Origin of the sequence: Helicovermis profundi (genome assembly GCF_033097505.1) — a bacterium.
GTDB classification, from domain to species: domain Bacteria; phylum Bacillota; class Clostridia; order Peptostreptococcales; family Acidaminobacteraceae; genus Helicovermis; species Helicovermis profundi.
On the sequence record NZ_AP028654.1, the window covers coordinates 782541 to 795457 of the forward strand.

16 protein-coding genes are annotated in these 12917 nt (G+C 28.0%); all 16 read left to right on the top strand.

The window, feature by feature from the left end; genetic code table 11:
• The 16 genes from mnhG (at position 1) to AACH12_RS03435 (ending at position 12780) form a co-directional block, all read left to right on the top strand.
• Positions 1-354, top strand: coding sequence for a monovalent cation/H(+) antiporter subunit G (gene mnhG / locus AACH12_RS03360; RefSeq protein WP_338536666.1), 354 nt, complete (start codon positions 1-3; stop codon positions 352-354).
• Positions 351-590: a hydrogenase subunit MbhD domain-containing protein gene (locus AACH12_RS03365; RefSeq protein WP_338536667.1), complete on the top strand. Its 240-nt coding sequence runs from the start codon at positions 351-353 to the stop codon at positions 588-590. The genes mnhG and AACH12_RS03365 overlap by 4 nt, the downstream gene beginning before the upstream one ends.
• Positions 587-874 carry a hydrogen gas-evolving membrane-bound hydrogenase subunit E gene (mbhE, locus tag AACH12_RS03370; RefSeq protein ID WP_338536668.1) on the top strand — a complete coding sequence of 96 codons (288 nt, stop codon included), beginning with the start codon at positions 587-589 and terminating at the stop codon, positions 872-874. The genes AACH12_RS03365 and mbhE overlap by 4 nt, the downstream gene beginning before the upstream one ends.
• The gene (locus AACH12_RS03375) at positions 864-1289 is read left to right on the top strand and encodes an MnhB domain-containing protein (protein WP_338536669.1); all 426 of its coding nucleotides are present in this window, start codon (positions 864-866) and stop codon (positions 1287-1289) included. The genes mbhE and AACH12_RS03375 overlap by 11 nt, the downstream gene beginning before the upstream one ends.
• Complete coding sequence (locus AACH12_RS03380; protein ID WP_338536670.1) at positions 1282-1650, top strand: sodium:proton antiporter; 369 nt, start codon at positions 1282-1284, stop codon at positions 1648-1650. Before AACH12_RS03375 ends, AACH12_RS03380 begins: the two co-directional genes overlap by 8 nt.
• A gap of 75 nt (positions 1651-1725) precedes the next feature.
• Positions 1726-3255 carry a complex I subunit 5 family protein gene (locus tag AACH12_RS03385; RefSeq protein ID WP_338536671.1) on the top strand — a complete coding sequence of 510 codons (1530 nt, stop codon included), beginning with the start codon at positions 1726-1728 and terminating at the stop codon, positions 3253-3255.
• Positions 3256-3334: 79 nt separating this feature from the next.
• Entirely contained in the window at positions 3335-4837 is a 1503-nt protein-coding gene (locus tag AACH12_RS03390) for a complex I subunit 5 family protein (protein ID WP_338536672.1), read from the top strand.
• 11 nt (positions 4838-4848) lie between these two features.
• Complete coding sequence (locus AACH12_RS03395; protein WP_338536673.1) at positions 4849-6909, top strand: complex I subunit 5 family protein; 2061 nt, start codon at positions 4849-4851, stop codon at positions 6907-6909.
• 187 nt (positions 6910-7096) lie between these two features.
• Complete coding sequence (locus AACH12_RS03400; RefSeq protein WP_338536674.1) at positions 7097-7984, top strand: phosphate ABC transporter substrate-binding protein; 888 nt, start codon at positions 7097-7099, stop codon at positions 7982-7984.
• 156 nt (positions 7985-8140) lie between these two features.
• Positions 8141-9016 carry a phosphate ABC transporter permease subunit PstC gene (pstC, locus tag AACH12_RS03405; RefSeq protein ID WP_463671008.1) on the top strand — a complete coding sequence of 292 codons (876 nt, stop codon included), beginning with the start codon at positions 8141-8143 and terminating at the stop codon, positions 9014-9016.
• Between the two features lie 26 nt (positions 9017-9042).
• On the top strand, positions 9043-9894 hold the full coding sequence (gene pstA, locus AACH12_RS03410; RefSeq protein ID WP_338536676.1) for a phosphate ABC transporter permease PstA: 852 nt from the start codon (positions 9043-9045) through the stop codon (positions 9892-9894).
• Positions 9895-9922: 28 nt separating this feature from the next.
• Positions 9923-10678, top strand: a complete 756-nt coding sequence (gene pstB, locus AACH12_RS03415; RefSeq protein WP_338536677.1) for a phosphate ABC transporter ATP-binding protein PstB — start codon at positions 9923-9925, stop codon at positions 10676-10678.
• A gap of 8 nt (positions 10679-10686) precedes the next feature.
• Positions 10687-11334, top strand: a complete 648-nt coding sequence (gene phoU, locus AACH12_RS03420) for a phosphate signaling complex protein PhoU (RefSeq protein WP_338536678.1) — start codon at positions 10687-10689, stop codon at positions 11332-11334.
• A gap of 339 nt (positions 11335-11673) precedes the next feature.
• Complete coding sequence (locus AACH12_RS03425) at positions 11674-11952, top strand: hypothetical protein (protein ID WP_338536679.1); 279 nt, start codon at positions 11674-11676, stop codon at positions 11950-11952.
• A gap of 9 nt (positions 11953-11961) precedes the next feature.
• Positions 11962-12246: a hypothetical protein gene (locus AACH12_RS03430; protein ID WP_338536680.1), complete on the top strand. Its 285-nt coding sequence runs from the start codon at positions 11962-11964 to the stop codon at positions 12244-12246.
• Between the two features lie 99 nt (positions 12247-12345).
• A complete protein-coding gene (locus tag AACH12_RS03435; protein ID WP_338536681.1) occupies positions 12346-12780 on the top strand; it encodes a hypothetical protein in 435 nt (144 codons plus the stop codon).
• Positions 12781-12917 lie beyond the last annotated feature (137 nt).

Below are 12917 nucleotides of genomic sequence, written 5' to 3' on the forward strand. Positions count from 1 at the left end.
ATGAATATTATAGCAGTTGTTTTAATATCGTTTGGACTTTTCTTTTTCTTCGTTGGAACTATTGGTGTTATTAGGTTTCCAGATGCGCTTACAAGAGCTCATGGAGCTGCAAAATGCGATACTCTTGGAGCTGTTCTTTCTCTTCTTGGTTTGATTGTATTAAAAGGGTTTTCTCCTTCAAGTATTAAACTACTTATGGTTATTATATTTTTGTGGATAGCTAACCCAACTGCAACTCATATGATTGCAAGAGCGATTCTTGCGAGTAGTGGAAGAGAAAATAAAACTTTAGGTGAGTCAAAAGATGCTAACAAAACTGAATTAACAATAGAAGAAGCGGGTGAAGTAAAATGATGATTTTTAATATAATTATTTTAGTAGTTATGATATTAGGAGCAATTATGGCTTCGTATACAAAAAATATTTTAGCTTCAGTTATCATTTTTATGGTATATAGTTTTATGATGGCAATCCTTTGGCAACAGATGAATGCGCCTGATTTAGCAATAACTGAAGCTGCAGTTGGTGCTGGAATTACTTCTATACTATTTATTATTACTCTAAGAAAGATTAAGGTGATGAAAAAATGAAAAAAATTCTTGCGAGTATTATTACAATAGCTTTTATTATCTTTCTTTTAATTGCTGTAAACGATATGCCATTACTTGGACTAGGAACGAATCCTTCTCATAATATTGTAATGGAAAAATACATAAATGATGCAATGAAAGACACAGGTGCTGTAAATATAGTGTCAGCTATGATTCTTGATTATAGGGCTTTTGATACATTTATAGAAACTTCAGTTATATATACCGCTTTAATCTGTGTTTTTATGGTTTTAAAAAAAGGTGGTACAAAATATGAAGACTAGTATAGTGAAAAATGTTGCAAATATAATGATTCCTTTTATTCAAATGTTTGCTCTGTATATTATGATTTTTGGTCATATTTCTCCAGGGGGTGGATTTGCTGGAGGAAGTATTTTAGGAGCAAGCCTTATTATGTACAGGTTTATTCATGGTAATGAAGAGACTTGCAGAAAATTTGGATTTAGAAAACTTTTAAAATTAGTGTCATTTTCTTTAATTGGATATGGATTATTAAAAGGATTTGTATTTGTAGCGTCATTTTATGGATTGAATGAGATAGTTCCAGTAGGCAATGTTGGTACAATTTTAAGTGGAGGGTTTATTATGCCGTTAAATATATTAGTTGGAATAGTAGTAGCAATTACATTTTACTTTATAGCTTCTTTATTTGAAGAGGGTGAAATCGAAAATGTCTAATTTACTAATAAATTATATACAAGTAGGAGCAGTGGTTCTCTTTGGAATAGGTTTTATGATTCTTCTATTGAATAATAATCTTATAAAAAAAATAATAGGAATGAATATCATGGATACATCGATTTTTTTGTTGTTTATTTCTATTGGATTTATTCATGGAAAAGAAGCTCCTATTATTGTCGGCGGAAAATTTCATATAAATGGCTATGTAAACCCAATTCCAACGGGTCTTATGCTTACTGGAATTGTTGTAGCAGTAAGTGTTACATCGTTTATGCTAGCATTAACTATTAAGTACTACGAAAAATTTGGAACAATCGAATTAGATGAGATAAACGCTATTAAGAAGAATAACAATTAAAACAAAAATGATAAATAATTTAAAACCTTTAGCTTTAAAAATTTGGTTTTTAGATGAAAATAAAGGAGGAAACTAATGAAATTAATCAGTTTAACCTTACTAAATGTCACGAGTAGTAGTATTTCAAAAATAAATACACTTGAACTAATACCTCTTTTAACAATTATGATACTTATGATGGGCGCATTTATTGTTCCTATTTTGAAAAACAAAAAAAATGTTTATAAAATTTCCTTAGCAATATTTTCTTTAGTATTTATTATGAATTTAGTAAATTTAGTTAACGTAATTAATAATGGAATTTTTATGTTTACTATAGGTCATTTTTCAGCACCTTTTGGTATTGTTTTTAGAATTGATTATATAGAAAGTATTATTGGATTATTATTTTCTTTTGTTATGTTAATGATAGTTTGGTATTCAATGTATAGTTTAGAAAAAGAAATCAAAGTAAAAAGAGTGAGTTTTTTTTATACACTTAATTTACTTTTATTAGCATCATTACTTGGAATTATATATACTTACGATATTTTTAATGGTTTTGTATTTTTAGAAGTTAGTACACTTGCAGCTTGTGGAATTATTATTGCAAAGGATAAAAAAACTAATATAAAAGCAGCTCTTAAATATTTAATTCTTAGTACTTTAGGTTCAGGATTAGTTCTTATGGGAATTGCATTTCTTTATTCTATAACTGGTCATTTAAGCATGGAATTTATTCATGATGAATTGGTTAAATCGGCAGCATCTAATCAAAATATTATTTTGATTAGTTTAATACTTTTCACTGTGGGACTTGGGATAAAAGGAGCGATGTTTCCTCTACACATCTGGTTACCAGATGCACATTCATCTGCTCCTAGTCCTTCCAGTGCAATACTTTCAGCGTTAGTTATTAAAGCGCCTATCATTTTTATGATAAAAATATTTTATATGGTTTATGGAAAAAATATTATTCAGGGTACAGTTATATTAAATATATTACTTATATTTGGATCACTTGGAATGATTATGGGTTCAGTCTTTGCAAGAAGGCAAAAAGAATTAAAAAGAATGATTGCTTATTCAAGTGTAGCTCAAATGGGATATATATTTTTTGGAATTGGACTAGGTAATGAACTTGGTTTACTAATGGCGGTTTATCATATAATAGCTCATGCAGTAACTAAATCTAGTTTATTTCTAGCAGTAGGTTCAATAATTGAACAAACCGGTTTTAAAAAGATCGATGATATTAAAGGAATCGGAAAAGAAATGCCAGTAACTCTTGCAATATTTTCGATTAGCGCATTTTCTATGATTGGTATTCCAGTACTTCCAGGATTTATTAGTAAATGGAACCTTTCTCTTGCTTCTATTGAAACTGGAAAATTATATTTACTTGCTATTATTTTACTAAGTAGTTTATTAAATGCAGCTTATTATTTTCCAATTATTATTAACGGTTATTTTGGAGAAGATAATTTAGATGGAAAAGTGTTTAGATCAAAAAGCAAGCCAATTAAAGAATTGATGCCACTGATTATATTATCAGTAATAATGATATTAACTGGATTTTTCTCAGGAAAAATTATAGAGCTTATTAAATTTGGAAGTTATTTTTAATTAAACTACTAAACGTTTAGGAAGTTTTTCATAATAATACATGTAAAAATTCAACATATGATGAGTAGGAGATGGAGTAATGGAAAAATTAATTTTACTATTGCCACTATTGGTACCAATAATTGGCACATTGTGTTTATCCACAAATAAAATAATTAAAGATAAATATATGAAAAAATTTGTTGGAATAATTGTATTTGTTAATTTGGGATTAGTGTTAAATTCAGCATACAACGTAAATACAACAACATCACATTTAATAAAAGTGAATGAATTTTTAGATATTTATTTTAAAGTTGATAAATTGGGAGTTCTTTTTAGTTTGATGGCATCTATTCTTTGGATATTAACTAGTTTTTATTCATTTGAATATATGAGTCACGAAAGTAAAAAAAGAATGTTTTATGCATTTTTCGTTTTAACTTTAGGAGTAACAGTAGGTATATCTTTTGCAGGTAATTTATTTACATTATATATTTACTACGAAATATTAACCCTTTCAACCTTTCCTTTGGTTATACACGCTGGAACAAAAGAAGCATTATACAGTGGTAAAAAATATATTATATATTCGTTTTCAGGTGCGACACTTATTATATTTGGTATGATGATTCTCTATAGTGTAACTGGAAATATGAATTTTACACACGGCGGAATTTTCTCGAATGCTGCACTAAGTGATAAAAATTTAATACTTATAAGTTATATATCTATGTTTTTAGGATTTGGAGTAAAATCAGCTCTTGTACCATTTCATTCTTGGTTACCAGCTGCGATGGTTGCCCCTACACCAGTAAGTGCGCTTCTTCATGCAGTTGCCGTCGTTAAATCAGGAATTTTTTCTCTTATTAGAATAACGTATTTCGTATTTGGTGCGACCGTAATAAAGGAAATAGGAGCAGTTAAATATTTGATACCATTTGCGATTATAACAATACTAATGGGATCACTCTTAGCACTTCACCAAGATCATCTAAAGAAAAGATTAGCTTATTCAACAATTTCACAGCTTGGATATATAATTTTAGGTATATTAATGCTCAATAAAAATGGATTAAGCGGAGCTCTTCTTCATTTAATTAACCATGCCTTTATAAAAATAACTTTATTTTTCATTGTTGGAGCTATAACACATCAAACAGGCAAAAAGTATATTCATCAAATAAATGGACTTGGTAAAAATATGAAAATAACTTTTGTATGTTTCACTATTGCATCAATATCATTAATTGGTATACCGCCAACAAATGGTTTTGTAAGTAAGTGGTTTTTAAGTATGGGAGCACTTAATAATGGTTCTATTTTTCAAGTGATTATATTATTATTTAGTGCGTTTTTAACTGCAAGTTATTTGCTTCCAATACCTGTAGCAGCATTTTTTAGAAAATCTGAAGATCAGCTTATTTTAGAAGAACATTTAAATGAAGATTTTGCACATTTAGAACTTGAACGCGATTCAAAAGATCCAAATAAATTTATGTTAGTACCAATAGTTATTTTAACAGCTATAATAATATTTTTAGGTTTATTTCCAAATGTGATAATTTCATTCATTAACGATATTTTGCTAGAAGTTTTTTAAGGGAGGTAATGATGATAATTTTAATATTGATAATACCGTTTATTGCTTCTTTTATAGGTTATTTTATTGGTAGCAAAAATGAAAAATATAGAGATATATTTAATGTGTTGTTTACTGCAATTGAATTAATTTTAGTAATGTTAATATTTCCAAATGTTAAGAACGGCGATTTAACGTATTTTGTACCAAATATAATGGGTACAGGACTATTTTTAAAAATAGATATGCTTAGATATGCTATGCTTGTAATTTCAGCTCTCGCATGGTTTTTAACTACAATGTATTCTACTCAATATTTACTTAAACATAAAAACAGAAATAGGTATTACCTTTTTTCAATGCTTACCTATGCTGCTACTATAGGAATATTTATGTCAGAAAATATAATAAATATGTTTACATTTTTTGAAATAATGTCTTTAACGTCATATATTCTTGTAATTCACGATGAAGATAAGTACTCGCATGAGGCTGGAGTATCTTATATTTCCATGGCAATTGCGGGTGGGCTTGTAATGTTAATGGGTATTTTTCTTCTTTTTGATTACACTGGTACGCTTAATATTGGTGAAATATCAAAAACTCTACCAAATTTAGGAAATGTTAAATACGTGATATCGACTTTAATAATCGTAGGATTTGGAGTAAAAGCGAGTATGTTTCCACTTCATACATGGCTTGTAAAAGCGTATACGGCGGCTCCAGCACCTGCAAGTGCTATTATTAGCGGAGTACTTCTAAAAGCAGGATTATTTGGAATAATAATAGTAGTAGATGAAATGATGGCCGGTGATGAGAAAATGTCGTTTGTTATATTTGTAATAGGTATAATAAATATATATCTTGGTGGAATACTTGCTATGATGCAAAGAAATATAAAGAGAGTAATCGCCTATAGTAGTTTAAGTCAAACTGGGTTTATGTTAATGGGAATTGGTCTTATAGGAATTCTTGGAAAAGAAGGTGGCGTTGCTATTGTTGGAACGATTCTTTTCATGGTAAATCATGCTATATTTAAAATTCTACTTTTCCTTGGAGCGGGAATTATTTATATGATTTATAACGATTTAAGTATTAATAAAATATATGGTTTTGGTAAAAATAAAATAAAGCTTAAAATAATATTTTTAATTGGAATACTTGGTATAACAGGAATTCCTGGATTTAATGGTTATACATCTAAAACATTAATACACGAAGCAATTCTAGAAGCTTATCATCTTACTGATAATATTTTTTATAAATTTTCAGAAATTGCATTTTTGCTTGGTGGTGCGCTTACAATTGCCTATATGATGAAAATATTTATTGGAATTTTTATTGATGAAAATAGTGAATTTAAAGGACAGTACAATGAATTTGTTCATAAAAGAGCACTTATGCCAATGGGTATACTTGCAGGATTGATTATTATAATTGGGTTATTTCCAAATGGAATAATTAGTTCATTAAATTTATATGCAAGTTCTCTTCACGCTCATGGTTTAGAATACGTAAATTTCTTTACTATAGATAAATTGGTATATTCTCTTATTACAATCATTTTGGGCGTTTCAATTTATTATCAGTTTGTAGATAATTATTTTATAATTCATCACGATAAAAAGAAAATGTACGTTAACCCTTCTCTTATGTGGTTTGATTTAGAAAAAGATCTCTATATTCCGGTAATTGTGAATACATTTAAATTTTTCTCGTTTTTCTTTAAACATATTGATAATTGGATGATTTATTCAGTAAAAAAACTTTCAAATTCTGTTAATGTAGTAGAAAACCTTGATAGTACTCTTTTACTTAAATTAGAAGAGAAAAGAATGATGGTTGATACATCTACTGATACATTTAAACATGAATTCGAAGAAAAAGTAATGCATTCTAAAGAGGATATTTTAGAAAAAACAGAAAATATATTAAATTTATCAAGTGAAGCTAAACCACTTTTAAAAAATGTTAAAAGTATAAATGAGTTAATTATTTTCTTCCATAAAAGAATAACTAGTATTACTTATTCTATATTTTTATTTGGAATCGTACTTGTATTAAGTCTTTTATATGTATTCTTAATGCGGTAATAGTCATAGTGAAAATTAAATATACATTTTAAAATCTACTAAATTAACAAATCATTCATATTGATTATTAATTTAGTAGATTTTTTTATTTAACACGGAATTAACATAAACTAAATATAATCATAATCAAACAAATATATATTAGTATTGTAAAAGAAAATAAAAACTCATAAAAGGAGATTAAAAAATGAAAAGGATATTAAATTCAAAAGTTCTAATTTTAGCATTGGTATCGGTAATAGTACTGGTTTTATTAACAGGGTGTTCATCTAATGAGGCAAGTTCATCTAATGAAAGTGATGTTTCAGCGTCAAATGAATTAAAGGGACATGTAACATTAGTAGGATCTACATCAGTAACGCCGGTTGCTCAGGAAATTGCAGAAGCATTTATGAAAATAAACCCTAAAGTAAAGGTTGATGTTCAAGGCGTTGGATCTTCAGCAGGAATAAAATCGTCGCATGATAAAGTATCTGATTTTGGAATGTCTTCAAGAAATTTAAAAACAGGTGAAAAAGAATGGGGTCTTAACGAACATGTTATTGCATTTGATGGAATTGCAGTTGTTGTAAATCCTAAAAACGGAGTAAAAGATTTAACAAAAGAGGAAGCTACAAAAATATTTAAAGGACAAATAACTAATTGGAAAGAAGTCGGTGGAGTAGATAAAGAGATTCTTGTAATATCAAGAGAAGCAGGTTCTGGTACTAGAGGTGCTTTTGAAGAATTAATGGATTTAGAAAAGAAAAATAGTGATGGTAAAAAAATAAGTGCAGTCATTAAAAATGCCTTAATTGCTGAGGGAAATGGTGCTGTAAAAGCAAATGTTGCTAAAAAAGAATATGCTATTGGATACCTGTCGTTATCATATTTAGATAATAGCATACAAACTGTTAAGATTGATGGAGTTGATCCAACTACTGATAATATAGTTAATGGAACTTATAATATTTCTAGACCATTTTTATTACTTTCAAATGGTGAGTTGTCAAAGGAAGCTAAAGCATATCTTGATTTTGTAATGAGCGATGAAGGACAAAAAATCATTTCTAAAAAATTGATTTCTATAAAATAAATGCTAGTACAAGGTGATTAAGATGCCATATATAAGTATGTTAATTCACCTTTATACTTTACATAGAATTAATATAAAAGTAATTTTATTAAACATAGTTTTTCTATAATAAATATAGCTTGTAAATAATGAAAAGTTGGAGGGAAAATGATAACTATTGATAGAAAAAAATATAGAAAAAAGAAAAAAATCGAAAATATAATTGAAAAAACTTTTTTAGTTTCAGCATTAGTTTCAATTTTAAGTTTACTACTTATTATGATCTTTATATTTGGAAAAGGGGCACCAGCAATTAATAAAATTGGTTTATCTAATTTTATATTTGGGCTTAACTGGGAACCTTCTGCTGATATTTATGGAATCTTTCCTATGATTTTAGCATCACTTTATGTTACTTTTGGAGCAATTGTAATAGGCGTTCCAATTGGCGTATTTACGGCAATTTTTCTCAGCGAAATTGCACCGAAATGGCTAGGAAAAATTGTAGAAAGTGCTGTACAGCTATTAGCAGGTATTCCATCGGTAATTTATGGTTTTTTCGGACTTCTTGTTATAGTTCCATTAATAGATAAGTATTATGGTGGAGGCGGAAATAGCATTTTAGCAGCAATAATAATACTTTCTGCAATGATTCTTCCAACAATAATAACAATATCAGAAAATGCAATTAAAGCAGTTCCAAAAGAATATAAAGAAGGATCTCTTGCTCTTGGTTCTAGTGAAATTCAAACAATTTTTAAAGTTATATTGCCTGCAGCAAAATCAGGAATTTTAACTTCAGTAGTTCTTGGAATTGGGAGAGCGATAGGAGAAACTATGGCAGTAATTTTAGTCATTGGCAATACAGTTCAACTTCCAAGCTCAATTCTTGATAGAGCAAGAACACTTACGGCAAATATTGCAATTGAAATGGGTTATGCATATGGATTGCACCAAGAAGCGTTATTTGCAACAGGAGTAATCTTATTTATATTTATTATGATTATTAACTTTATTTTAAATTTCTTAATAATCGATAGAAATAGTAATTAGAAAAAAATTCTATGTGAGGATAAAAAATGAATAAAAAAAATGTAAAAAATTATAGAAAGTTTAAAGACAATTTCATACTTGGATTAATATATATATCATCATTTATAACATTTAGTATACTTGTTTGGATTCTAGTATATGTACTTTCGAGAGGATTACCTCAGATTAATATGGAATTTTTAAGTAGTGCACCTAAGGGTGATGATGGTGGCGGAATTTTTCCAATGATAATTTCAACATTATACTTAATCATAATTTCAATTGCTTTTTCTGCACCTATAGGAGTATTAAGCGCAATTTATTTAACTGAGTATGCAAAAAATAAAAGACTAATCAAGATAATAAGGTTTGCAACAGAAAGCTTAGCGGGTATTCCTTCGATTATTTATGGATTGTTTGGAATGGTATTCTTTGTAGTATTTCTAAAAATGGGCTGGTCAATTATTTCTGGTGCAATTACACTTAGTATTATGGTTCTTCCTACAATTATTAGAAGTAGTGAAGAGGCGCTTAAATCAGTTCCTAAAAGTTATAAGGAAGCAAGTTTAAGTCTTGGAGCGACAAAACTTAGAACAATATATAAATGTATTTTGCCTTCGGCGTTTCCTGGTATTTTAACAGCTATTATTTTAAGTGTTGGAAGAATAATAGGAGAAACTGCTGCAATTTATTTAACCGTTGGTATGGCACCATATATTCCAAAATCAATTTTTGAGTCAGGAAGAACTCTTTCTGTACATTTATATATGCTTGCTAAAGAAGGGATTTCTTTTGATAAAGCATTTGCAACAGCATCAGTTTTAATAATAATGATTTTTATGATTAATGTATTATCAAATTATGTTGCTAACAAAATGAATACAACAAATAAGGCATAAGTAAGAGTAAAATTAGTGGAGGGAAAAAGTGGATAATAGTAAAATTAGTGTTAAAAATCTAGATTTATTTTATGGGGATTTTAAAGCTCTTAAAAATATAAATATTGATATTAAAGAAAAAGGTATTACAGCTTTAATTGGACCTTCTGGATGTGGTAAATCAACTTTTTTAAAAACTTTAAATAGGATGAATGATTTAGTAGACAATGTTAAAATTAATGGAATGGTGAAAATAGATAAAACCGATATATATGATACTATTGATGTAAATGAACTTAGAAAGAAAGTTGGTATGGTATTTCAAAAACCAAATCCATTTCCAATGAGTATATATGATAATATTGCTTATGGTCCAAGATCTCATGGAATTAAAGATAAAAAAACTCTTGATGAATTAGTTGAGAAAAGTTTAAGAAATGCTGCTCTTTGGGATGAAGTAAAAGATAGGCTTAAAAAAAGTGCACTTGGACTTTCAGGAGGACAACAACAAAGGCTTTGCATAGCTAGAGCACTTGCTGTAGAACCTGACATTCTTTTGATGGATGAGCCTACTTCAGCGTTAGATCCTATAGCAACATTAAAAATAGAGGAACTTGCAATTAAACTTAAGAAAGACTACACTATTGTTATAGTAACACATTCAATGCAACAAGCGGGAAGAATTTCTGACAATACAGCATTTTTTCTAATGGGCGAACTTATTGAATATGGAATAACAACAAAATTATTTTCAAATCCAATAAAAAAACAAACTGAAGATTATATTACTGGTAGATTTGGCTAGGAGGAATTATGAGGGTAAGAGCAAGGTTTGATAAAGAACTTGAAAAACTTGAAGACTTAATTATCAAGATGGGAGTTGGAGCTGAAGGTATTGTTGATCTGGCTTTTAAATCTTTAGTGGATAAAGATAGAAAATTAGCAAATGATGTTATAGAAATGGATAAAAATATTGATCAACTTGAACTTGAAATAGAAAATAAATGTTTGAATTTAATTGCACTTCAACAGCCTCTAGCAGGTGATCTTAGAGAAATTTCTGGTGCGCTTAAGATTATTACTGATTTAGAGAGAATAGGTGATTATGGGGTAAATATAGCAAAAGTTGCACTTGAGTTTGGAGATGAAAAATTTATTAAAGAACTTATTGATTTGCCAGAAATGAATAGAATCGTAAAAACAATGATAAAAGGGTGTATTGATGCTTACGTTAATAAGGATTCAGATAAAGCTAGAGATATAGCATTACTTGATGATAAAGTAGATGACTTATATGAAAAAATATACAGTGAATTATTAGATATTACAAATAAAGATAATAAATCTCAAATTATTAGATTTTTGTTTATTGGTCGGCATTTAGAAAGAATAGCTGATCACGTAATAAATATATGCCAAAGAGTAATATATATGGTTGATGGAATTAGAGAGACCTATTAGTAATTATAATCACAAAAATTATATGATATTGTAAAAATGAAGCGTGCAGAATTTTGCAGCTTCATTTTTTTTGTTACAAATAACAAAAAAATGTAAATACTATATTGTTTTTCCTAAAAAAAGTATTGTAAAAATAATTTTATATACTTATAATTGAAAGTGGGTGTTAAATTTGTAACGAAAGGATGTAGGTGAATGTAATGAAAAAAATATATAGTAAAGGATTATTTGAATACTAGTAAATAGTTTGAAAGATTTTTCCATATGTACACACGTTGTACAAATCAATGTGATAAATTATTACAAAAGAAAGAAGATTCAAAAAACAGGAGGAAGGTTATGATAAGCATAATTAAAAAATGTAATTCGATTTCATTAATATCAGGTTTAGTAGGTGTTTTAACATCAATTTTTTTTACTAGTATTGTTTTTGGAAAACTAGCAGTTTCAACTTTTATAGGTTCAGTTTTTTTTGGTATAGTTATTGTATTATTAGCAGAAGCTATTATTAATTATTTTTATAGAAGGGTAATGCTTGAGGGACATGAACTAAAATATACAATTGCAAGGATAGTTATATTTATGGTTTTATGGCTTCTTACAATCAAATTATTTTAGGGTAATCATATGGAAAAAATAAAAGTTAAAAGACTAAGTTTTGAGAGTTATGTAGAAACTGCAGGAGTTATGGGATTATTACTAGGTAGTATATATTTTATTGTAGGATTGTTATTTTTTTCGTTAAATTTGTTTGGTGTTCATATTGCTATATTAGATGGTGAATTACTTAAAATTGTAACAGCACCTTTTGTGTATACATTAGGTGGAATAATGGTAAGTTTGATTACTTACCCATTGTATATTGTTTTTATGAAATTTCGTAAAGTCATATCAATAACTTATATAAAGTAGTTGAGAAAACTCATAATTTAATGATATAATAATTGTATATACTAGTAAAAAATAAATATTATTTTGTATTATAGAATTTTATTATATCAGGAGGAAATTATGCTAATAAAATGTGAGCAATGTGGTGTTTTTTTTGGCGGAGAAGAAGGAGATCATCTTTGTGAAAATTGTAAAGTGATTCACACGAAAAAATCAGGAGCAAATATTGATAAAAAAGAAAAATTCGTAATAGCAAAAGATTTAGTTTATGATAACCCAGGAATTAATCCGGAAGGATTAAGGAAGCTAATGGAAGAAATTGGTGTTAAAATTACTGTAAAAGAAATTATGAGCTACGTGGATGATGGAAGATTATCTTTATCAAATATGAATTTAGATGGTTTATGTGAAATGTGTGGAAGAAAAATTTTATCTGGAAGATTTTGTCCATCTTGTAAAAAGCAAAAAGAAGATCAAATGACAAGAAGAAATAAAAGCATTCAAAAAGAAGCTGTTTCAGTTAAGCATATTGCAATGCATACTAGAAAAGAATAATATAATTTATTAAAGTCTTGCTCCTATATTGTAGGAGCAATTTTTTTTATAATAATTTTAGGATAATAATAGAGCAATAAAAGAAAAAAATTTTCGAAGGTTTAAAATAAGAATATGGTAAACACTTAATAGGCACA